This is a genomic window from Pseudomonas sp. FG36 (genome assembly GCF_057809275.1).
This window is the reverse complement of the sequence record NZ_JBMDJQ010000004.1, coordinates 166,708-188,474: the sequence shown is the minus strand read 5'-3', so window position 1 is coordinate 188,474 and position 21,767 is coordinate 166,708. Positions and strand designations below refer to the sequence as shown.

At 62.5% G+C, this 21,767-nt stretch carries 18 protein-coding genes and 3 pseudogenes; 7 read left to right on the top strand and 14 right to left on the bottom strand.

The window, feature by feature from the left end; translation table 11 throughout:
• Positions 1–123 precede the first annotated feature (123 nt).
• Entirely contained in the window at positions 124–1,014 is an 891-nt protein-coding gene (locus ACODS9_RS05905) for an RHS repeat-associated core domain-containing protein (protein ID WP_489093487.1), read from the top strand.
• 179 nt (positions 1,015–1,193) lie between these two features.
• Here ACODS9_RS05905 and ACODS9_RS05900 read toward each other — a convergent pair.
• Positions 1,194–1,487: pseudogene (locus ACODS9_RS05900) on the bottom strand (formaldehyde dehydrogenase, glutathione-independent); the annotation flags it as partial.
• A 103-nt stretch (positions 1,488–1,590) separates the two neighbouring features.
• On the opposite strand from ACODS9_RS05900, the gene ACODS9_RS05895 reads away from it, so the two are divergent.
• Positions 1,591–2,487: an RHS repeat-associated core domain-containing protein gene (locus ACODS9_RS05895; protein WP_489093486.1), complete on the top strand. Its 897-nt coding sequence runs from the start codon at positions 1,591–1,593 to the stop codon at positions 2,485–2,487.
• A gap of 38 nt (positions 2,488–2,525) precedes the next feature.
• Here the strand turns inward: ACODS9_RS05895 and fdhA are convergent, their stop codons facing one another.
• From fdhA to ACODS9_RS05860, 7 genes are all read right to left on the bottom strand, one after another.
• Positions 2,526–3,725, bottom strand: a complete 1,200-nt coding sequence (fdhA, locus tag ACODS9_RS05890) for a formaldehyde dehydrogenase, glutathione-independent (RefSeq protein WP_401107697.1) — start codon at positions 3,723–3,725, stop codon at positions 2,526–2,528.
• 215 nt (positions 3,726–3,940) lie between these two features.
• A complete protein-coding gene (purU, locus tag ACODS9_RS05885; RefSeq protein ID WP_023631289.1) occupies positions 3,941–4,798 on the bottom strand; it encodes a formyltetrahydrofolate deformylase in 858 nt (285 codons plus the stop codon).
• Positions 4,799–4,809: 11 nt separating this feature from the next.
• A complete protein-coding gene (locus ACODS9_RS05880; RefSeq protein ID WP_046857446.1) occupies positions 4,810–5,442 on the bottom strand; it encodes a sarcosine oxidase subunit gamma in 633 nt (210 codons plus the stop codon).
• A gap of 177 nt (positions 5,443–5,619) precedes the next feature.
• The gene (locus tag ACODS9_RS05875; RefSeq protein ID WP_489093485.1) at positions 5,620–8,637 is read right to left on the bottom strand and encodes a sarcosine oxidase subunit alpha; all 3,018 of its coding nucleotides are present in this window, start codon (positions 8,635–8,637) and stop codon (positions 5,620–5,622) included.
• A complete protein-coding gene (locus ACODS9_RS05870; RefSeq protein WP_023631299.1) occupies positions 8,634–8,969 on the bottom strand; it encodes a sarcosine oxidase subunit delta in 336 nt (111 codons plus the stop codon). Before ACODS9_RS05870 ends, ACODS9_RS05875 begins: the two co-directional genes overlap by 4 nt.
• Before the next feature lie 17 nt (positions 8,970–8,986).
• The gene (locus ACODS9_RS05865; RefSeq protein WP_046857448.1) at positions 8,987–10,237 is read right to left on the bottom strand and encodes a sarcosine oxidase subunit beta family protein; all 1,251 of its coding nucleotides are present in this window, start codon (positions 10,235–10,237) and stop codon (positions 8,987–8,989) included.
• Positions 10,238–10,252: 15 nt separating this feature from the next.
• Positions 10,253–11,506 carry a serine hydroxymethyltransferase gene (locus ACODS9_RS05860; protein ID WP_401107690.1) on the bottom strand — a complete coding sequence of 418 codons (1,254 nt, stop codon included), beginning with the start codon at positions 11,504–11,506 and terminating at the stop codon, positions 10,253–10,255.
• A gap of 318 nt (positions 11,507–11,824) precedes the next feature.
• Here ACODS9_RS05860 and ACODS9_RS05855 point away from each other — a divergent pair, with 318 nt between their 5' ends.
• The gene (locus ACODS9_RS05855; protein WP_489093484.1) at positions 11,825–12,865 is read left to right on the top strand and encodes a threonine aldolase family protein; all 1,041 of its coding nucleotides are present in this window, start codon (positions 11,825–11,827) and stop codon (positions 12,863–12,865) included.
• Between the two features lie 93 nt (positions 12,866–12,958).
• A complete protein-coding gene (locus tag ACODS9_RS05850; RefSeq protein WP_401107684.1) occupies positions 12,959–13,291 on the top strand; it encodes a hypothetical protein in 333 nt (110 codons plus the stop codon).
• A gap of 84 nt (positions 13,292–13,375) precedes the next feature.
• On the opposite strand, the gene ACODS9_RS05845 is transcribed toward ACODS9_RS05850, so the two are convergent.
• The 4 genes and pseudogenes from ACODS9_RS05845 to ACODS9_RS05830 form a co-directional block, all read right to left on the bottom strand.
• Entirely contained in the window at positions 13,376–14,104 is a 729-nt protein-coding gene (locus ACODS9_RS05845; protein ID WP_401107876.1) for a methyl-accepting chemotaxis protein, read from the bottom strand.
• Positions 14,105–14,239: 135 nt separating this feature from the next.
• Positions 14,240–15,268: pseudogene (locus ACODS9_RS05840) on the bottom strand (HAMP domain-containing protein); the annotation flags it as partial.
• A 181-nt stretch (positions 15,269–15,449) separates the two neighbouring features.
• Positions 15,450–15,752: a cell division protein ZapA gene (locus ACODS9_RS05835; protein ID WP_023630184.1), complete on the bottom strand. Its 303-nt coding sequence runs from the start codon at positions 15,750–15,752 to the stop codon at positions 15,450–15,452.
• Positions 15,749–15,979 (bottom strand): hypothetical protein, encoded by a 231-nt coding sequence (locus tag ACODS9_RS05830; protein ID WP_023630185.1) that lies wholly within the window; start codon positions 15,977–15,979, stop codon positions 15,749–15,751. Before ACODS9_RS05830 ends, ACODS9_RS05835 begins: the two co-directional genes overlap by 4 nt.
• A 237-nt stretch (positions 15,980–16,216) precedes the next feature.
• On the opposite strand from ACODS9_RS05830, the pseudogene ACODS9_RS05825 reads away from it, so the two are divergent.
• Positions 16,217–17,026 (top strand): annotated as a pseudogene (locus tag ACODS9_RS05825) (MCP four helix bundle domain-containing protein); the annotation flags it as partial.
• Positions 17,009–17,881 (top strand): methyl-accepting chemotaxis protein, encoded by an 873-nt coding sequence (locus tag ACODS9_RS05820; RefSeq protein WP_371918340.1) that lies wholly within the window; start codon positions 17,009–17,011, stop codon positions 17,879–17,881. The pseudogene ACODS9_RS05825 and the gene ACODS9_RS05820, both read left to right, overlap by 18 nt.
• A 73-nt stretch (positions 17,882–17,954) precedes the next feature.
• On the opposite strand, the gene ACODS9_RS05815 is transcribed toward ACODS9_RS05820, so the two are convergent.
• On the bottom strand, positions 17,955–18,764 hold the full coding sequence (locus ACODS9_RS05815) for an RHS repeat-associated core domain-containing protein (protein ID WP_489093483.1): 810 nt from the start codon (positions 18,762–18,764) through the stop codon (positions 17,955–17,957).
• Positions 18,765–18,983: 219 nt separating this feature from the next.
• Entirely contained in the window at positions 18,984–20,084 is a 1,101-nt protein-coding gene (gbcB, locus tag ACODS9_RS05810; protein ID WP_046857453.1) for a glycine-betaine demethylase subunit GbcB, read from the bottom strand.
• Between the two features lie 297 nt (positions 20,085–20,381).
• On the opposite strand from gbcB, the gene gbcA reads away from it, so the two are divergent.
• Positions 20,382–21,674 (top strand): glycine-betaine demethylase subunit GbcA, encoded by a 1,293-nt coding sequence (gbcA, locus tag ACODS9_RS05805; protein WP_401107677.1) that lies wholly within the window; start codon positions 20,382–20,384, stop codon positions 21,672–21,674.
• Positions 21,675–21,767: the final 93 nt, after the last annotated feature.

The window sequence follows — 21,767 nt, the reverse complement described above, 5'->3', positions numbered from 1 at the left end:
CGTCAGCGGAAAACAACCTGTGACCCAGTAGGAAGATTCCCAGGACCTAGCATTTTTTACAGTTGCCGGCTGCAGATCTGGGCCGCAGAGTCATGTAACAGAAAGCTCACTGTCGGAGCCCCCATGGTACAGGAACGCAGCCAATTTCCAGTAGCAGCATTGTTTGCAACGGATAGACAGAGAACAATCCTGCACCACCTGACAAGCGACAGGAGAGTTGCATTTTCCTACACAGCTTTTGGGCATGACCAGATCGACAATGAAAAACTCTCATTACTGGGCTACATGGGTGAACCACGAACAAAGCACGGCGGATACTTACTCGGAACTGGGTACCGCACTTACAACCCAAGCTTGATGCGGTTCCAGTCACCAGACAGCTACAGCCCATACAGCACTGGCGGTATAAACAGCTACACATACTGCCAGGGTGACCCGATCAACCACACAGACTCAACCGGCCACTCTCGAGTTCGCAGCAACAGCCTTTCACTAAGCCAACCAACACGTGCAAACAACAACTACGAGGCACAGGCTATTTTGACCAGACTCAAAAGAGCCAGATCTACTGACTCCTTTGTTCCGCGCCCCAACCCGCTCGATGCCATTATTGAACCCGACACAAGAAATACGATACTCAACCAACTCAACGGCAAGGATCTTGGCGCACTTTCTAGTGCATCTCGAGATTTTCGTGACGAGATCGAGGCGCTTTCATTAGGCAACGCACAGAACCTGTTCAATCCTCACGATATTAGACTGGCCTCTCAGGGTAAATGGCCCGGGGTTCTTTCAAAAGATGTAACTGAAAAAAGGCTAGCCCACATGGAACTTGCCACCGAGATAAACAATATAGCTCGCCTGCAGACAGCTGATAATGGAGTACAAGATGTGGGCTTGGCTTACTTCACAATTCGCCGACTTGCAATTCAAACCGATAGATATTACAGAAACTCCGGAATACCTGAGTCCGACCCGATCTCGGGAAGAAGAAATGCCATACGTCTTGGGTAGCCCCCAAAACCCGAAGCATTCGACCGTAAAAAACAGCATAAACGCAAGAAGACAAAATTAAATATGTACCATACCAGATAGAAGCGAGCACGAACGGTGCGAATATATCAGCATACGATGAGAAAAGCGGACTAATGCCTCTCTCAAGGCATTAGTCCCCGACGTCAGATCACACGGCACTAAACGTCCCTGTGCGGATCAATCACCAATTTCTTCGGCCCCCCCGCATCAAACTCCCCATCCCCCTCAAGTGCCTGATCCAGACTGATCACCTGCCCCCCCACCACTTCGGCGATGTTGATGCGGTCCCACATGATCGCCTGCATCAGCTGGCGGTTGTACTTCATGGTCGGGGTCTGCCCGGTGTGGAAGCTGTGAGACTTGGCCCAATCCAGTCCGAAGCGAATGCTCAGCGCACCGATCTTGGCGGCGGCATCCACCGCGCCCGGATTTTCGGTCATGTACAGGCCCGGGGCCGCATGTACCTGTTATTTCTGCCAGTAGCCGCACACCCAACACTTGGTCAATAGTCTGCTGCAACGCCAATCAGTCCCTGGTTACAAACAGGAGCCCTGCATGAAACACCTCGACAAAGACGGCCAACTGCACAGCATTCTGCGCAATGCCGACAGACCGCTGGCAAACTACAACCCAGCCTGCGGTGCTCGCCTGCTTGCAACCGACAGCAAAGGTTCGTTGTTGGCCAGGCTCAATGAAACGTCTGAGCAAAACCATGCCTATACCGCTTACGGTCACGCTCCGACAATACAGGCCTTCGGAACACTGCTCGGATTCAATGGCGAGTGTGTTGAGCCCGTAACGGCGTGCTATCTGCTTGGCAACGGCTACCGCGCATACTCCCCGATGTTGATGCGGTTTCACTCACCCGACAGCTGGAGCCCGTTTGGGAGGGGAGGGCTAAACGCTTATATGTACTGCAGCGCCGACCCGATCAATCATTCCGATCCGAGCGGGCATGTGCTGATACTTATCAATCCTGCGCCCGCCGAAATCGCGCCCAGAGCACCCAGGGTTCTACAGAGCAAGCGCACTCCCATCGTACAGCGCTTCAAGGTAGACCATAAGAAAACGGTGACCAAAACGACCATCGATACTACTCGGCAAGGCGAGACTACGCAAATCGAGACTATTAAATTTACCTATACAACAAAAACGACGACTGAGCTTTTCGAAGTGATCGCCAATCCGCACAAAAGCCAAGACACGGTGCATGTCACAAGAACTAACCTGGATAGTTTCCTTGAATTGAGCAATAAAATTTTCAACATAGAAACAGCCAACGCAAAGTATGGCTTGACCAGCACTTCCAGTTCTGCCCATCTGAAAAACCTGCAGAATTTTCGTGACGGCCTGACTTTTGTGGGACAACAGTTGGCCAGCAGATCCACCGATCCGAGAGCCCCCGATGCTACGGTGCAGGCGGGCTCTACAATCAGGCGGAATGACGAGTAGAAAAATGCCCCTCACTGGGAGGGGCATCGCTTAGCAAATCAGGCCGCCCCCCACATTTTGTGGGGGTCGATCACAAACTTCTTCGGCACCCCGGCATCAAACTCGCCATAGCCTTCCGGCGCCTGGTCGAGGTTGATCACCTGCACCCCCACCACCTCCGCGATATTGATGCGGTCCCACATGATCGCCTGCATCAACTGGCGGTTGTACTTCATGGTCGGGGTCTGCCCGGTGTGGAAGCTGTGGGACTTGGCCCAACCCAGGCCAAAGCGGATGCTCAGCGCGCCAATCTTGGCAGCGGCATCCACCGCGCCCGGGTCTTCGGTCACGTACAGCCCTGGGATACCGATGCTGCCGGCAACGCGCGTCACTTGCATCAGCGAGTTGAGCACGGTGGCCGGGGCTTCATGCTTGGCGCCTTCATGGCCATGGCCACGGGCCTCGAAACCGACGGCATCGACAGCGCAGTCCACTTCCGGCTCGCCGAGGATATCGACGATCTGCTCGTGCAGCGGAGTGTCCTTGGACAGGTCGACCACCTCGAAGCCCTGGGATTTTGCATGGGCCAGGCGCAGCGGGTTAAGGTCGCCGACGATCACGCAGGCGGCGCCCAGCAGACGAGCGGACGCTGCGGCAGCCAGGCCGACCGGGCCGGCACCGGCGACATACACCGTGCTGCCCGGGCCAACGCCAGCGGTAACGGCACCGTGATAGCCAGTGGGCAGGATATCGGACAGGCAGGTCAGGTCACGGATCTTCTCCATGGCCTTGTCGCGGTCGGGCAGTTTCAGCAGGTTGAAGTCGGCGTACGGCACCAGCACGTATTCGGCCTGGCCGCCGGTCCAGTCGCCCATGTCCACATAGCCGTAGGCGCCGCCAGCGCGGGCCGGGTTGACGGTAAGGCAGACACCGGTGTGCATCTCTTTGCATGAGCGGCAACGGCCGCAGGCGACGTTGAAAGGTACCGACACCAGGTCGCCGATCTTCAGGCGCTCGACATCACGGCCCAGCTCGACGATTTCACCGGTGATTTCGTGGCCGAGTACCAGGCCGACCTGGGCAGTGGTGCGGCCACGAACCATATGCTGGTCGGAGCCGCAGATATTGGTGGAGACCACCTTGAGGATGACACCGTGCTCGATCTTCTTGCCGCGCGGGTCCTGCATCTTGGGGTAGTCGATCTTCTGCACCTCGACCTTGCCCGCGCCGAGATACACCACTCCACGGTTACCAGACATGCTCTTACCTCGCTTGATTTGTATTTATGCAGCGGTGGTGGAAAGCGCCGCCTTTCCGTGGGCGGCCTGTGTTACTGGAATGAAGGGATTGTGGGCTTGATGGGGGATGGGGCGGTGACTGGATGCGACAGGGGGATACCTGTTTGCGGCGCACCATCTGTCGTAAAAAAACCATCGCGGGGCAAGTCGCATCGACGCACCGCGATGGTTTCGGTTTAGAGAACGACGGTGCGATTGGCGTTAAGGAACACCCGCCGTTCGATGTGATAACCGACCGCCCGCGCCAGGGTCAGGCACTCGATGTCCCGCCCCTTGGCGATCAGGTCTTCCGGGTAGTGGCTGTGATCCACCACCTCCACACCCTGGGCAATGATCGGCCCTTCGTCCAGGTCGTTGTTGATGTAGTGCGCGGTGGCACCGACCATCTTCACGCCCTTGTTGTAGGCCTGGTGATACGGCTTGGCGCCCTTGAAGCCAGGCAGCAGCGAGTGGTGGATGTTGATCGCCCAGCCATCCAGCCGGCGGCACAGCTCCGGCGACAGCACTTGCATGTAGCGGGCGAGGATCACCAGTTCGGCGCCGCTCTCCTCGATTACCTGCAGCACCTTGCGCTCCTGCGCCGGCTTGTCGTTGGGGTCGAGGGCGAAGTGGTAGTAGGGAATCTTGTGCCAGTGCGCCAGCGGCTCCAGGTCGGGGTGGTTGGACACCACCGCGACCACATCCATGGCCAACTGGCCGATGCGTTGGCGGTACAGCAGGTCGTTCAGGCAATGGTCGGCCTTGGACACCATGATCACCACCTTGGGGCGGTGATTCGGCGCGGTCAGCTCGAAGGCCATGCCGAAGGCTTCGCTGCGTTCGGCGAGGCCGGCACGGAAGCCCTCCTCGTCGAAGCCGTCCGCGGCGCGGAACTCCACACGTATGAAGAACCGCCCCGAAAGCCGGTCATCGAAAGAATGGTGCTCGGTGACGTAGCAGCGCTGCTCGTAGAGGTGACGCGTCACCACATCGACCGTGCCGAGCATGCTCGGGCAGTCGGCGGTGAGAATCCAGGTGTCCGGTGCCCGACTCATGGTGCTGCTCCTTAGGCTTCGATGGCCAGGCCGTACTCGGCCGATGCGTCCTGCAGCCACAGCCACCAGTAGTCGGAGAAGCTGCGGCGAATCACCAACTCCCAGGTGTCCTCGGCGGTGCGGCGGATCACCAGTTGCGACTTGGCGAACACGGTGCCGACGGCCTTGCCGACCGGGAAGTTGTTCGGGTGTACATCATAGCTGGTGGATTTCATCAGCACGTCGCGCACGTTGGGGCCGCGCAGCTCGAGCAGGGTCTGCCCACCGGTGACGTTGACCACCTGGATATGCTGGCCGTCGAGGGCATCGCGCAGCTTCTGCTCCACAGTGAACTCCTGGCCGCCGGGGACGATCAGCAGCCACTCGTCCGGGCCGACCCATTGCAGCGACATCTCGCTGTTGGCGACCACGGTCAGGGCCACCGGCAGCTCCAGGCCAAGGGCCTTGTGCACGCCGCCGGCGAAGGCCTGGTCATGGCCGTCGCCACGCAGGGTCAGGTGGCCGAGGAATTTCTTTTCGCGCAGGGTCACGCCTGCGTTCTTGCGGCCCTTGCCGACCAGGCTGGCCAGGTCGGCGTGGTGCAACGGCGACTGAGCCTTGGCTTCAGGGCCGGGGTTTTGCTGGAAGACGTTGATAGCGCTCATTTCTTACCTGCCTTGAATTCGTGTTCGTCGAAGCGATGCAGCAACTGGATGGATGCGCTGGCCCCATCGCTGGCAAGCCAGCTCCCACAGGGACCGCATCGACCTCAGGAACTGCATCGAACCTGTGGGAGCCGGCTTGCCGGCGAAGGGCCTGGCCTGCCCCCACAGGGCCCGGAATCAAACGTTCTGCCGCTCACCCTTCGGATCGAAGAACACCGAAGACACGATTTCCGCCTCGATCACGCTGCCATCGGCCTGCGGCGAATACACCCGCTCGCCCATGCGCTTGAGGCCGCCCTTGACCACGCCCATGGCGAACGAATAGCCCAGGGAGTTGGCCGCGTAGCTGGAGGTGACGTGGCCGACCATGTCCATCGGGATCGGCTGCTTGGGGTCGAACACCAGCTGGGCGCCCTCCGGCAGCCACACGTTCGGGTCCACGGGCTTGAGGCCCACCAGCTGCTTGCGATTGTCGCGGGTGGTGTCTTCACGGTTCATGCCGCGCAGGCCGATCCACGAGAAGGCCTTGTTGCGGCCCACGCACCAGCTCATGTTGAGGTCATCCGGGGTCATCGAGCCGTCGGTGTCCTGGCCGACGATGATGAAGCCCTTCTCGGCGCGCAGCACGTGCATGGTCTCGGTGCCGTACGGGGTCAGGTTGTACTTTTTGCCCGCCTCGACGATCTGTTCCAGCACGCCCATGGCGTAGTTGGCCTGCACGTTGATCTCGTACGACAGCTCGCCGGTGAACGAGATGCGGAACACCCGCGCCGGCACGCCGCCGACCAGGCCCTCCTTCCAGCTCATGAACGGGAAGCCGTCCTTGTCCAGGTCGATGTCGCTGACCTCGGCCAGCAGCTTGCGGCTGTTGGGCCCGGACAGGGTCATGGTCGCCCAGTGGTCGGTGACCGAGGTGAAGAACACCTTCATTTCCGGCCATTCGGTCTGGTGGTACAGCTCCAGCCATTGCAGCACGCGGGCCGCGCCGCCGGTGGTGGTGGTCATGATGAAGTGGTTGTCGCCGACACAGGCGGTCACGCCGTCGTCGAAGACCATGCCGTCTTCCTTGCACATCAGGCCGTAGCGGGCCTTGCCCACGTCGAGCTTGGTCCAGGCGTTGCTGTAGATGCGGTTGAGGAACTCGCGGGCGTCCGGGCCCTGGATGTCGATCTTGCCCAGGGTCGAGGCGTCCAGCAGGCCGACGCTGTCACGCACGGCTTTGCATTCGCGGGCCACGGCGGTGTGAATGTCTTCGCCGGGCTTGGGGAAGTACCACGGGCGCTTCCATTGGCCGACGTCCTCGAACTCGGCGCCGTTCTTGACGTGCCAGGCATGCAGGGCGGTGAAGCGCACCGGTTCGAACAGGTGGCCGCAGTGCCGGCCGGCTACCGCGCCGAAGGTCACCGGCGTGTAGTTGGGGCGAAACATGGTGGTGCCCATTTCCGGGATGCCTATCCCGAGCGAACGGGCGGCGATGGCCAGGCCGTTGATGTTGCCCAGCTTGCCCTGGTCGGTGCCGAAGCCCAGCGCGGTGTAGCGCTTGACGTGCTCGACCGACTCGAAGCCTTCGCGGGTGGCCAGCTCGATGGCCGCGGCGGTGACATCGTTCTGCTGGTCGACGAACTGCTTCGGCGCACGGGCGGTGCCTTTGTCGTGGGGCACCTGGAACAGCGCCACGGTGGCCTCTTCCTTGCGCGCCAGGGTTTTCGGCAAGGTGCCGACGCTGGCCTTGAAGCCGGCCTCGGTGGCGGCGCGAACACCGCCTTCGAAACCGTCGGCGATCACGTCACCGAGGGCGTAGACGCCGTTCACGCCACCGACGCACACGCGCTTCTGCGGGGCATCGCCCGGCACGAAGCCGAGGATGTCTTCACGCCACACCGGGCGACCGCCCAGGTGCGAGGCCAGGTGCACCACCGGGCTGTAGCCGCCGGAGGTGGCGATCAGGTCGCAGTCGAGGGTTTCACCGGGGCTGGTGACCTTGTGCGCCTGCACATCGATGGCGGCCACGCGGGCGCCGGTGACGTGCTTGCTGCCCTTGGCCTCGATCACGGCGCTGGAGGTGAGGATGCGGATGCCCTTGGCACGAGCCTCTTCGACCAGCGAACCGCGTGGGTTGTGGCGGGCGTCGGCGATGGCGACCACTTGCAGGCCGGCGTCGTGCCAGTCCAGCGCGGCGCGGTAGGCATGGTCGTTGTTGGTCGACAGCACCAGCTTGCGGCCTGGGGCCACGCCGTAGCGGCGCACGTAGGTGGACACGGCGCCAGCGAGCATGTTGCCCGGCAGGTCGTTGTTGCCGTACACCAGCGGGCGCTCGTGGGCGCCAGCCGCCAGTACTACGCGGTTGGCGCGCACGCGGTGCACGCGCTGACGCACCTGGCCGATCGGGGCGCGGTCGCCGAGGTGGTCGGTGAGCCGCTCATGGATAGTGAGGAAGTTGTGGTCGTGGTAGCCGTTGACCGTGCTGCGCGGTAGCAGGGTAACTTCCGGCAGGCTTTCCAGCTCGGCCACAACCGCATTGACCCAATCGGCGGCCGGTTTGCCGTCGAGGGTTTCGCGGCTGTCGAGCAAGGTGCCGCCGAATTCTTCCTGCTCGTCCGCCAGGATCACCCGTGCGCCACTACGGGCGGCAGCCAGCGCGGCGGCCAGGCCGGCAGGGCCGGCGCCGACGATCAGCACGTCGCAGTGCTGGTTCATGTAGTCGTAGCTGTCCGGGTCGTTCTGCAGCGGCGCGCGCCCCAGGCCCGCGGCCTTGCGGATGTACTTCTCGTAGGTCATCCAGAACGACTTGGGGTACATGAAGGTCTTGTAGTAGAACCCGGGCGGCATCATGTTGCCGCCGACCTTGCCGATGATGCCCATCATGTCGTTGTTGACGTTCGGCCAGCCGTTGGTGCTGGTGGCCACCAGGCCTGCGTACAGGGCCTGCTGGGTGGCGCGCACGTTGGGGATCTGGGTGGCTTCGCTGGCACCGATCTGCAGGATCGCGTTCGGCTCTTCGGTACCGGCGGCGATGATCCCGCGGGGACGCGAGTACTTGAAGCTGCGCCCGACGATATCGACGCCGTTGGCCAGCAGCGCGGCGGCCAGGGTGTCGCCGGCATAGCCCTGGTAGGTCTTGCCGTTGAAGGTAAAGTTCAGCACCTTGCTGCGGTCGATACGGCCGCCGCTGGCGAGGCGATAGGTCTGGCTCATACTTTTTCCCCTTGGCCCTTGGCGGTCGCTGGCGCGCTACTCTGTTTCGAGGCGGCGGTGACCTGAGGCTTCTCGCCGATCTTGTAGGTTTCCAGAATCTCGTAGGTCACGGTGTCGCGGGTGACGTTGAAGTACTGGCGGCAGCCGGCAACGTGATCCCACAGCTCGTGGTGGATGCCACGCGGGTTGTCGCGGAAGAACATGTAGGTGCCCCACTCCTCGTCGGAGCAGGCGTTCGGGTCCAGCGGGCGAGCGATATGGGCCTGGCCGGACGCGTGGAATTCTTCCTCGGAGCGCAGCTCGCCGCAGTGGGGACAGAAGATGTGCAACATGACGGTTGTCTCCGGGGTCAGTGGGCGACGGCAGCGGCGCCGTGTTCGTCGATCAGCGCGCCGTTGTAGAAACGGTCGATGGAGAATGGCGCGGCCAGCGGGTGCATCTCGCCCTTGGCCAGGCTGGCGGCAAACACGTTGCCCGAGCCCGGGGTGGCCTTGAAGCCGCCGGTGCCCCAGCCGCAGTTGAAGAACATGTTCTTCACCGGGGTCTTGGAGATGATCGGGCAGGCGTCGGGGGTGGTATCGACGATGCCGCCCCACTGGCGGTTCATGCGCACGCGGGAGAGGATCGGGAACATCTCGACGATCGCCTGCAGGGTGTGCTCGATGACCGGGTACGAACCGCGCTGGCCGTAGCCGACCCAGCCGTCGATACCGGCGCCGATCACCAGGTCGCCCTTGTCGGACTGGCTGATGTAGCCGTGCACGGCGTTGGACATGATCACGCTGTCGATGATCGGCTTGATCGGCTCCGATACCAGTGCCTGCAACGGGTGCGACTCCAGCGGCAGGCGGAAGCCGGCAAGCTTGGCCATGTGCCCGGAGTTGCCGGCGGTGACCACGCCGACGCGCTTGGCGCCGATGAAGCCCTTGTTGGTCTCCACGCCGATCACCGCGCCGTTCTCTTTGCGGAAGCCGATCACTTCGGTCTGCTGGATCAGGTCCACGCCCAGGGCATCGGCGGCACGGGCGAAGCCCCAGGCCACGGCATCGTGGCGAGCCACGCCGCCACGTCGTTGCACAGTGGCGCCGAGGATCGGGTAACGGGTGTTTTTCGAGCAGTCGAGATAGGGGATCTCGGCCGCCACCTGTTCGGTGCGGATCAGCTCGCCGTCGACGCCGTTGAGGCGGTTGGCGTTGACCCGGCGCTCGGAGTCGCGGATGTCCTGCAGGGTGTGGCACAGGTTGTAGACGCCGCGCTGGGAGAACATCACGTTGTAGTTGATGTCCTGCGAGAGGCCTTCCCACAGCTTCATGGCGTGTTCATACAGGTGCGCCGACTCGTCCCACAGGTAGTTGGAACGCACGATGGTAGTGTTGCGAGCGGTGTTGCCCCCGCCCAGGTAGCCCTTCTCGATCACCGCGACGTTGGTGATGCCGTGCTCCTTGGCCAGGTAGTAGGCGGTGGCCAGGCCATGGCCGCCACCGCCGACGATGACCACGTCGTAGACCTTCTTCGGCGTTGGCGTGCGCCACATGCGCTGCCAGTTCTCGTGATGGCTGAGGGAGTGCTTGAAGAGGCCGAAGCCCGAATAACGTTGCATGGTGTTCTGCTCCACTCAGCGGTAGACCGGGAAGTCGGCGCACAGCGCGGCGACGTTCTTGGCCACATCGGCCTCGACATCGGCGTCGCCCAGGTTGTCCAGCACATCGCAGATCCAGCCGGCCAGGGCCACGCACTGGGCGACCTTGAAGCCGCGGGTGGTGACGGCCGGGGTGCCGATGCGCAGGCCCGAGGTGACGAACGGCGACTGCGGGTCGTTGGGCACGGCATTCTTGTTGACGGTGATATGGGCGCGGCCCAGGGCGGCGTCGGCGTCCTTGCCGGTCAGGCCCTGGCGGATCAGGCTGACCAGGAACAGATGGTTGTCGGTGCCGCCGGACACCACGTCGTAGCCGCGCTCGATGAACACCTGGGCCATGGCCTGGGCGTTTTCGATCACTTGCTTCTGGTAGCTCTTGAACTCAGGCTCCAGCGCCTCTTTGAAGCACACCGCCTTGGCAGCGATCACGTGCATCAGCGGGCCGCCCTGGGCGCCGGGGAACACGGCTGCGTTGAGCTTCTTCTCGATCTCTTCGTTGGACTTGGCCAGGATCAGGCCACCACGCGGACCGCGCAGGGTCTTGTGGGTGGTGGTGGTGACCACGTCGGCGAAGGGGATCGGGTTGGGGTACAGGCCGGCGGCGACCAGGCCGGCGACGTGGGCCATGTCGACGAACAGCAGCGCGCCGACTTTATCGGCGATCTGGCGGAAACGCGGGAAATCCAGGGTCTTGGAGTAGGCCGAGAAGCCGGCGACGATCATCTTCGGCTTGTGTTCCACGGCCAGGCGCTCGACTTCGTCGTAGTCGATCAGGCCGGTTGCGGTATCGATCCCGTATTGAACGGCGTTATACAGCTTGCCCGAGGACGACACCTTGGCGCCGTGGGTCAGGTGGCCGCCATGGGCCAGGCTCATGCCCAGGATGGTGTCGCCGGCCTGCAGCAGGGCGAGATACACGGCGCCGTTGGCCGAGGAGCCGGAATGTGGCTGGACGTTGGCGTAATCGGCGCCGAACAGCTGCTTGGCGCGCTCGATGGCCAGCGCCTCGACTTTATCCACATGCTCGCAGCCGCCGTAGTAGCGCTTGCCTGGGTAGCCTTCGGCGTACTTGTTGGTCAGGCCGCTGCCCTGGGCCTGCATCACGCGCTTGCTGGTGTAGTTCTCCGAGGCGATCAACTCGATGTGATCTTCCTGGCGCTGTTCCTCGGCATTCATCGCCGCCAGCAGTGCGTCGTCGTAACCCTGGATCTGGTCTTGCTTGCTGAACATCGTGTATCTCCCGGCAGCGATCGTTTCTTGTCTGGTGAGGGTTTTCCCACCCTTTGCAGCGATGGTATGACCGGGCACGGCGGTACAGATGCCTGCGCGCGCCTTGCAATGGCGCGTTTACGACATTGCTACCCCAAGCGCCCCACAGCCCTGTGGGAGCCGGCTTGCCGGCGATGGGGCCAGACGCAGAACCATCGCTGGTTGAGCGAACGCTATCGCCGGCAAGCCGGCTCCCACAGGGATAGCGGTGGCCTGTATAGGCAACCGCCGAATCGATGGTTTAGAGTGCGTGCCTGCGTCGTAAAAAGGACAGGCGTCATGACCAATAACAACCAGCAATTCGCCAGCGACAACTATTCCGGCATCTGCCCCGAAGCCTGGGCCGCGATGGACAAGGCCAACCAGGGCCACGAACGCGCCTACGGCGACGACCAGTGGACCGAACGGGCCTCGGAGTACTTCCGCAAGCTGTTCGAGACCGACTGCGAAGTGTTCTTCGCCTTCAACGGCACCGCCGCCAACTCCCTGGCCCTGGCCTCGCTGTGCCAGAGCTACCACAGCGTGATCTGCTCCGAGACCGCCCACGTCGAGACCGACGAATGCGGCGCGCCGGAGTTCTTCTCCAACGGCTCCAAGCTGCTTACCGCGCCTAGCGTCAACGGCAAGCTCACCCCCGAGTCGATCCGCGAAGTGGCGCTCAAGCGCCAGGACATCCACTACCCCAAGCCGCGGGTGGTGACCCTCACCCAGGCCACCGAAGTAGGCACCGTCTACCGCCCCGACGAGCTCAAGGCGATCAGCGCCACCTGCAAGGAGCTGGGCCTGAACCTGCACATGGACGGCGCGCGCTTCACCAATGCCTGCGCGTTCCTCGGCTGTTCGCCGGCTGAACTGACCTGGAAGTCTGGCGTCGATGTGCTGTGCTTTGGCGGCACCAAGAACGGCATGGCGGTGGGCGAGGCGATCCTGTTCTTCAACCGCGACCTGGCCGAAGACTTCGACTACCGCTGCAAGCAGGCCGGGCAGTTGGCGTCGAAGATGCGCTTCTTATCGGCGCCATGGGTCGGTCTGCTCGAAGACGGCGCGTGGATGCGCCATGGCCAGCACGCCAACCACTGCGCGCAGCTGCTCGCGTCGCTGGTGAGTGACCTGCCGGGAGTGGAGCTGATGTTCCCGGTGGAGGCCAATGGGGTATTCCTGCAGATGCCGGAACCTGCGCTGGAGGCGCTGCGCAACAAAGGCTGGCGTTTCTATACCTTCATCGGTAGCGGTGGTGCGCGGTTCATGTGCTCGTGGGATACCGAGCAAGCGCGGGTGCGCGAACTGGCGGCGGATATCCGCAGCATCGTCGGCGCCTGACATTTTTGCCAGTTTCTCCGTTTTGGCACGCACGCTAATCTGCCCTCGTACCTGGCCAGGTCTCCCAACTGCGAGCTGAAATGGAGAAACACCATGAGCACTAAAAAGTCGAATGCGTCCGAAGCACTGGCCGCGCAACGCATCAAGGTGGGCGACAAGATCAACGGCCATGTGGTGACCGAGAAAGTCTGGACACGCGATACAGTGGGTAACTGCAAGGTGCATGTCGTCTATTTGGACGGTAACCGAGAGGATGTTGTGGTTCTCGACCCAGATGTTTCCTTCGCCATGGCTCTAGGCATGATCAGCACCAACGAAGTGTTCGACGGCAAACGGGTACAGACCGATTTCAGTAAAGTTGGCGATGACTGGCGGCCCACGCAATCGAATGCCGAAATGGTCGATATCACCACGCTCAGCTCGTGATGCCTCTGCAAGTGGCCTATCCAGCCATCTGAGCATCGGCTCGCTGGCGAGCACCGATTCAACCGTTGCTCACCAGCGAGCCGCCTACAGCCTGAACCCACCCATCTGCCGCGCCAAGTCATCGGCCAGCCCACGCAGCGCCTGGCACTCTTCCCGGCACCCCTGCACCTCGGCCGCCGTCTGCCGCGCCAGGTCGGAAATCCCCTGCACGGTCCGGTTGATCTCCTCGGTCACCGCCGACTGCTCCTCGGTCGCCGTGGCCACCTGATGGTTCATATCGCTGATCTGCTCGACTTGGTCGGTGATCGCCCCCAGCGACGTGCCCGTGAGCTGGCTGGACTCGACCCCATTGCCGGTCGCCTGCTGCCCCGCCTGCATCGACGACACCGCCGTGCCCGCACCCTGCTTGAGGCGCTGGATCATCTGCTGCACTTCGTCGGTGGACACCTGAGTGCGTCGCGCCAAGGTGCGTACTTCATCGGCGACCACCGCGAAGCCCCGGCCCATCTCGCCGGCCCGCGCTGCCTCGATGGCGGCGTTGAGCGCCAGCAGGTTGGTCTGCTCGGAGATGCTGCGGATCACCGCCAGCACTTCATCGATCGAGGCAACCTCGTCGGCCAGCTGGGTCACGGCCTCGGCGGCGCGCCCGATCTCCCCGGACATGCCCTCGATGTTGTGGATGGAGCGGCGCACCACCTCCCGCGCCTGCAGCGCCTCATCTCGCGCCGATTGCGAGGCGTGGGCGGCGGAGCCGGCGTTCTGGGCAATATCCTGCACGGTCAGGCCCATCTCGTGCACGGCGGTGGCGACCATCTCGGTCATTTCCTGCTGGCGGCCCGAGCGCTCGGCGGTGTTGTCCACCACCTGGGTTACCTGCTCCACCGACTGGTGCAGGCGTTCGGTGGTGCGCAGCACTTCGCCGATCAGGCCACGCTGGCTGTCGAGGAAACGGTTGAAGCCCCGGGCCAGGTCGCCCAGTTCGTCCTGGCGCGCATCGTCCAGGCGATGACTGAGGTCGCCCGCGCCACCACCGATCTGCACCAGTGCCGCCGTGACCTGGCGGATCGGCCGCACCAGCCCGCGCGCCAGCAGCACCACCAGCAACAACGAGATCAGCGCCACGCCGCCGCCAATCAGGCAGGTCTGCCAGATGGCCTGGCGCGCCTGGGCATAGATCTCGGCTTCCGGCACTTCGGCCACCAGCGTCCAGTTCAGGTCGCGCAAGGGCAAGCCCAAGGCCAGGTAGTCCTCGCCATCACGTTGGAAACGGCTGCTGCGCAGGCCCTCGCCGCCCACCAGCACAGCTTTCGCCGCCTCGACGTCCAGTTGCTCGGCAAGTTGACGCTTGCCGCTGAACTGCTGGTCGGGATGCACCTGGATCAGCCCGTCGTTGCGCACCAGGAACACCTTGCCGTGCTCGCCGAAGCTGAAGTCGTGGATCAGCCTGGACAGCTCGGTCATGCGCAGGCCCATGCCCGCCACGCCCACCAGCTGGCCGGCCTTTTCCACGCGATAGTCGATGAACAGCGCCAATTCGCCCGTGGAGCCATCGATGTCGATGTTCAGCATGCGTTCGGCGCCGCTGTCGATGTAGCCGTAGAACCAGTTGTCCTTGGGGTTGGCGCGGCTGAGGGTGCGGTCCAGGCCTTTTTCGTTGTAGTAGTTGCCACTCACCGTGGAGGCGAACAGGGTGGTAAAGGCGTGGTTGCGCTGCTTGGCGGCGTCGAGGTACTCGATGAACGCCGGCAGCGCGGCGGGATCTTCACCGGCAGCCAGCCAGTCGCGCAGGAGGGTGTTGCCGGCGATATCCGCGGCAGCCACCAGCGGGCGGCCGAGCATGCGCTCGATATCGTTGCGGATGGCCTCGATACTGGCCGGCAAGGCCGTATCGACCAGATAGCGTTCGGTCAGGCGATTGAGCGCCACCGTGTAGATCGCCACCACCACCAGGATGCTCGCCAGCAGGGCGGCGCCCATGCTCGCGATCAATTGCCATTGGATGCTCCGCCGCCAGATGCGCATGTGCCACTCCCCGATAATTATTGTTTTTCGGGAAGTGTATACACTTAAGTATCCAGTTGTTCCAGTGATCTGCGACAGACTGGACGCCCGCATCGCGGGGCAAGCTCGCTCTCACGAAGGCGCACGATGACGTCAGTCAGACGTCGGAGACGGCCTTGCTGATGGCATCGACCGTAGCGTCGATCTGCGCCTGGGTGCGCTCGAGGGTGCGGTCGTGCTCGCGCTGCAGTTCGATCTGCTTGGAGCACAGGTTCAGGGCGGCCAGCACCAGCAGCTTGTCGCCGATCAGGGTCGGGTAGCTGCGCTTGGTCTCGGCCAGGGCGACATTGAGCATGCGCACGGCCTGGTTCAGGGTTTCTTCCTGGCCCTCGGGGGCCTTCAGCGAATAGTCGTTGCCCAGGATCGACACGACGTTGACCGGCTGCGCTTGCAGTCTCATGCGTTCACGACACCTGCGCTGGCGCGCTCGACCAGGGCCTGGATGCGCGCGGCGGTGGCGCCGTGCTTCTCTTCCTGCTCCATGAGCGACAACTGCAGGCTGTCGTTCTCTTCCTTGGCCTGGGCCAGTTCCTGGCTGAGGTTGGCGTTCTGTTCGGCCAGCTGTGCGTTCTTGTGCATCAGGTCGCTGACCAGTTGCTCGAGTTGATTCAGGGAAGTTTCCAACATGCGTCTATCTCGGTTGTTGCAAAGGGCGCACACGATAAGGAAAAACCTGCGCCCCCGCCATTAAATATCGGATTCAAAAGGTGTTTGCCGGGTTCAGGTTGACCCAGGATCAGCCCCCTTGTTCCGACCTGGGTCAACCGCTGGTCAGGAAAATAGTTAGCTGCCTCACAATTTCATCAAGTCAGCCTAAAGACTGGCCGGTCACGACCGATAGGCAGGCAGGTCTTCTTCCGTCGCATGGATCGCGGCACCTCTTCTGCCTTGGAAACCGCCTCCATGTCCTTACGCAATATGAATATCGCGCCCCGCGCGTTGCTCGGGTTCGCCGTGATCGGTGTGCTGATGCTCGGCCTGGGTATCTTCTCGCTGATCCAGATGGGCAACATCCGCCAGGCCGGCGTGACCATCGAAGAAGTCAGCGTGCCCAGCATCAAGACCCTCGACGAGCTGACCGCATTGAACCTGCGCCTGCGCACCCTCTCCTACCGCCTGCTGCTCAACCGCGAGCCGGCCACCCAGCAAGACACCCTGCGCCTGCTGGACGAGCGCAACGCGCAGATCGACAAGGCGCGCCGCGCCTACGAGCCGCTGGTTACCGCCGCCGACGAGAAGGCCGCCTTCGACCAGTACGGCCTGCTGCTCAACCAGTACCGCCAGCTCGAGGCACGCATGCGCAGCCTGAGCCAGGGCGGCGACCTCGATGCCCTGCGTGACCTGCTCAACCGCGACCTGCTGGACAACTCCGAGCAGATCAACAAGGTCATGGACGCGCTGGTGCGCATCAACACCGACCAGACCAGCGCCACCAACGCCCAGGCGGCCGAGCAGTATAGCGGCGCCTTCGCCCTGGTCATCAGCCTGCTGGTGGCGGCCACGGTGCTGACCTTGCTGTTCGCCTTCCTGCTCACCCGCAGCATCGTCAAACCCATTGACGAGGCGCTCAAGGCCGCCGAGCAGATCGCCGAAGGCGACCTGACCCATAGCATTCACGCCGACGGCACTGACGAGGCCGCGCGCCTGCTCAAGGCCATGGCCAAGATGCAGGACAAGCTGCGCGACACCCTGCAACTGATCGCCGGCTCCGCCACCCAGCTAGCCTCCGCCGCCGAAGAGCTGAACAGCGTCACCGACGAAAGCGCCCGTGGCCTGCAGCAGCAGAACAACGAGATCGAGCAGGCCGCCACCGCCGTTACCGAAATGACCAGTGCCGTCGAAGAAGTGGCCCGTAACGCGGTCAGCACTTCGGAAGCCTCCAGCGAAGCCAGCCGTTCGGCCGGCGATGGCCGCGACCTGGTACTGGAGACCGTGGGCGCCATCGAGCGCATGAGCGGCGATGTGCAGGCCACCGCCAAGCTGATCGCACACCTCGCCGAGCAGTCCCGTGATATCGGCAAGGTGCTCGACGTGATCCGCGGCCTGGCCGACCAGACCAACCTGCTGGCGCTCAACGCCGCCATCGAGGCCGCCCGCGCTGGCGAGGCCGGTCGTGGCTTTGCCGTGGTCGCCGACGAAGTGCGCGCCCTGGCTCACCGCACCCAGCAGTCCACCAGCGAGATCGAGCGGATGATCGGCAGCATCCAGGGCGGTACCGAGCAGGCCGTGGACTCGATGCGCACCAGCACCGAGCGCGCCGAATCGACCCTGAACATCGCCCGTGGCGCGGGCCTGGCGCTGGACACCATCGCCGGGGCGGTGGCGCAGATCAACGAGCGCAACCTGGTAATCGCCAGCGCCGCCGAAGAGCAGGCCCAGGTGGCCCGCGAGGTGGACCGCAACCTGGTGAACATCAACGACCTGTCGGTGCAGAGTGCCACCGGGGCGCACCAGACCAGCGCGGCGAGTGCCGAGCTGTCGCGGCTGGCGGTGGATCTGAACGGGTTGGTGGCGCGGTTCCGGACCTGATCGGAAACTCCCGGGGCTGAAGGCTGGCCCCGGGAGTGCTTGCTTTCCCCTAACAAATCCCCTGCAAGTCATCTCACGGCATTTCCTGGTAGCCCTCACGCATGTTTTGGCCTACACCTGAAAGCCACTCTATTACCAGCCCTGCTCCACTAACCTCATAGGCTGTACGCGCCAACACTTTTGGCCATAGCGTGTAGTTCGTACCCACTTTTTTCACAGCATCGACTAATGCGGGCCGGTACAACATAAAGGCCCCAGAGGTACCCGCAACCGTCATTCCAAGTTCGGCTAGCGTAAAATCCGTGGGCCCAATCTCCTGCCCGTGCAGAAAGGCATTAGTGATCCCCGAGTACATTAGAAGCACGTTAGCCCCTCTCCACTCCTTGCTCTTCTCCACATATTGGCCCACTGGGGTGGTTTCGCGATTGACCGCCTCAACAAACGTCCTTGCAACCGCGCCCATAGCAGTGTTGGCACTTGCTACCACCATGGCCCCCTTCGCGAATGCATCTTTATCGGGGACTGTTAGCCCAAGTAGCCGAGTACGAGGTACGGTCCCGATCCCGTTGCGATTTCTACCTCTAGGATCAGAATAATTGACCGGATCACCCGCACAATAGCCATAGGCATTGATCCCTCCCTTGCCAAACGGACTGAGCCCATCGGAGGACTGGAAACGCATGAGCACAGGATTGTAGACACGATGGCCGTTACCCAGGTGGTAGCGATCCATCCCGCTGTCACGCGGCTCCCCGCAGTACGCGACTACCGGCCCGTCGTGAGAAGGCAACGCGCCGTAGGGCGTATGGCAACGGCTGGAAAAACCTGTGCCAGAGAGTGGCGTTCTCTGCTTGTCCGCAGCGAGCAGATGGGAAGTCGACATATCCGTTCAACCTGCGTTCGTTTGCCGTCCCAGACATACTGACAGCAGTCCCCGCAGGTATGAAACTGACAGAATTACCAGGTAGCACTACTCACAGGCCAATGCGGGCGCAATCTCCGCAGAGGATTACCCAGCCAGCTGGGCTGGGCATAGCACAGAGAACTGAAGCTGAAGGCGGAGCATGTGGGAGCGCACCTGCCCAAGGCGCTCCCTGATGGATCAATACTCGATCCGCACATCCCCCTTCGGCACGCTGCAGCACGACAGGATGTAGCCCTCGGCTTCGTCTTCCTCGGTGATCCCGCCGTTGTGCTCCATCTCCACCTCGCCGCCGAGCTTGAGCACCTTGCAGGTGCCGCAGATGCCCATGCCGCAGGCCTTGGGGATCATCAGCCCGACCTTGGCCGCCGCCGCATGCACGGTCTCGCCCGGGGCCACGCGGATGCTCTTGTCGCTGCCGACGAACTCCACCAGGTTGAGGTCGGCCACATCCACTTCCGGCGCATCGGCAGCCGCTTCGGCATGCTCCACCGCGTCGGCCTTAGCTTCAGGCGGCGTCGCGCCGAACGATTCCTCGTGGTAGTTCTTCATGTCGAAGCCGACCGCTTCGAGCATGCGCTTGACCGCGCTCATGTAGGGCGTGGGGCCGCAGCAGAAGATGGTGCGCTCAAGGTAGTCCGGGGCGATCAGTTCCATCAATCGTTGGTTGAGATAGCCGCGATAACCCGCCCACGGCTCGCCCAGCCCGTGCTTCTCGCAAATGATATGCAGGCTGAAGTTGGGGATGCGCGAGGCCATCTGCTCCAGTTCACGGTGGTAGATGATGTCTTTCGGCGAGCGGGCGCTGTGCACGAACACCATGTCGACATTGGCGTTGGTGTCGTAGAACCAGCGGGCCATGGACATCACCGGGGTGATGCCGACGCCGCCGGACAGGTACAGGGTCTTGCCGGCCGGGAAGTCGATGGCGTTGAACAGCCCCACCGGCCCGTGCACCGGTAGCTCGGCGCCTTCGTGCATGGTGTCGTGGAGGAAGTTGGACACCAGCCCGCCCGGCACCCGCTTGACGGTGATCGAGAAGCTGTAAGGCACTGACGGCGAGCTGGAGATGGTGTACGAACGCATCACCGGCTTGCCTTCGATCTCCAGCTCCAGGGTGACGAACTGCCCGGGCTTGAAGAAGAACATGATTGGCTGGTCGGCCATGAAGCAGAAGGTGCGCACGTCCCAGGTTTCCTGGATGACCTTGACACAACGCACGATGTGGCGGCCATTGGCCCAGGTCTGGGTGGTAACCGGGTTGAGGAAGGTATCGGACATGTTCATCTCCAGCAGCCGACTGTCGGCCTTTCTTATGGCTCCGATAATGCGCATAGCGCCGTCTACGTACATTCCCATCCGCGACATCGGCGTGCTTATCGCGACCAGCCCCGCGCTACAAGGGCTGGCGCGTCGGAATTCGATGCGGCCATGTCGCCCGTGGATATGGTCCTTTCACTGCCCGGACGCACACTCCTCGGCAAAACAACACGCTGTTTATCTCGAAGAACAGCCTTGCGGCACTACAACAACGATTAGCCACTTCAGCCGGCCGCATGCGGCCACGAGGACCACACGATGGACGTCACCGCAACCCTGAGCCTGGGCGATCCACTGGAACCTGCACGCAAGGCCACCGCCGAGATGCTGCAGACCCGCGAGCGCACCTACTCGCTGCCGCAACCGTTCTACTGCGATGAACGCCTGTTCCAGATCGACATGCAGGAGATCTTCCACAAGGAGTGGCTGATCGCCGGCATGGTTTGCGAGATCCCGACCAAGGGCAACTACATCACCCTGCAGATCGGCAAGAACCCGATCATCGTGATACGCGGTGCCGAAGGTAAAGTGCATGCCTTCCACAACGTCTGCCGCCACCGCGGCTCGCGGCTGTGCGTCAGCGACAAAGGCAAGGTGGCCAAGCTGGTCTGCCACTACCACCAGTGGACCTACGAACTCGATGGCCGCCTGCTGTTCGCCGGCACCGAGATGGGCGCCGACTTCGACATGAACCAGTACGGCCTGAAACCGGTGAACGTGAAGGTGGCCGGGGGCTACATCTTCATCAGCCTGGCCGAGAATCCGCCGGCCATCGACGAGTTCCTCGCTACGCTCGAGCATTACATGGAACCGTACGACATGGAGAACACCAAGGTGGCGGTGCAGACCACCTTGATGGAGAAGGCCAACTGGAAGCTGGTGCTGGAGAACAACCGCGAGTGCTACCACTGCAACGGCTCACACCCAGAATTGCTGAAGACCCTGCTGGAATGGGACGACACCAACGACCCGCGCGCCAGCCAGGAATTCAAGGACCACGTGGCCGCCTCGGCCGCTGCCTGGGATGCCGAGAAAATCCCTTACCTGCACAAGAGCCATGGCCTGCGTAACCGCATCGTGCGCATGCCGCTGCTCAAGGGCACCGTGTCGATGACCATGGACGGCAAGGTGGCGTGCAAGAAGCTGATGGGGCGCATTAAGAATCCGGATCTGGGCTCGATGCGCATCCTGCACCTGCCGCATTCGTGGAACCACTGCATGGGCGACCACATGATCGTGTTCACCGTGTGGCCGATCAGCGCGCAGGAAACCATGGTCACCACCAAGTGGCTGGTGCACAAGGATGCGGTGGAGGGGGTGGATTACAACCCTGAAGAGATGCGCAAGGTGTGGGATGCCACCAATGACCAGGATCGCCGGTTGGCCGAAGAGAACCAGCGGGGGATCAACTCCACGGCGTATCAGCCGGGGCCATATTCGAAAACTTATGAGTTTGGCGTGGTGAATTTTATTGACTGGTATAGCCAGCGGGTTTTGAACAATTTGGGGGCGGAGCCTGCTGCATACCTTAAGGAAGTAATGGCGCAGTAATAGAGCGACCACGCCTGCGGTGGGTCGCAGGCGTGGCCATTTGTATCAGAGCTCAGTTCTACTCTCTACGATATTTTTGCTAGCGGGATAGGC